At 39.8% G+C, this 487-nt stretch carries 1 protein-coding gene; it reads right to left on the minus strand.

The window, feature by feature from the left end; translation table 11 throughout:
* Nucleotides 1-79: 79 nt before the first annotated feature.
* A partial coding sequence (locus AB4653_RS17940; RefSeq protein ID WP_372104892.1) for a DUF2850 domain-containing protein occupies nucleotides 80-487 on the minus strand: 408 nt, incomplete at its 5' end.

The raw sequence follows: 487 nt of genomic DNA on the forward strand, positions 1-487 counted from the left end.
TAAATATTCTATGCATCGAGGATGACAAAAACGATCAGATAACACAATCTTAGATTGTAAATGTTTACAGTAAGATAACCTATCGAACTGAGTTATCGATATAACCTTTGAGGCGAAAGACTGGATTATAGTGATTATCCGATACAAGCATCATTTCTGTTTTATCAGAATTCGTTAGGCGAAAGTGATACGTTTTATTACCTGCCTTATATTCGAAGTACTTGCCATCAAAATCAAAATGAGTCGACACAACAGAGCCTCGTACTGACACACCATTTTCACTCAGCACAAACTCGTCCGCAGCATAACGAGCGACAGCTTGCTCGACCCAAGTTCCATATATTTGACTATTAGGTGTTATCGCATCTTGCACTCTATAAAACACATCGGCGAACAAGGAAGCGACGGCAAACGAACCCACCAAAGCTAAAACCATTAAACTGCGTTCAATGAGCTTACGTCTCAATTTAGGTTTGTTGCGCTGCTC

This window comes from Vibrio sp. 10N.222.48.A3, assembly GCF_041475345.1.
Classification (GTDB): Bacteria; Pseudomonadota; Gammaproteobacteria; order Enterobacterales; family Vibrionaceae; genus Vibrio; species Vibrio tasmaniensis_A.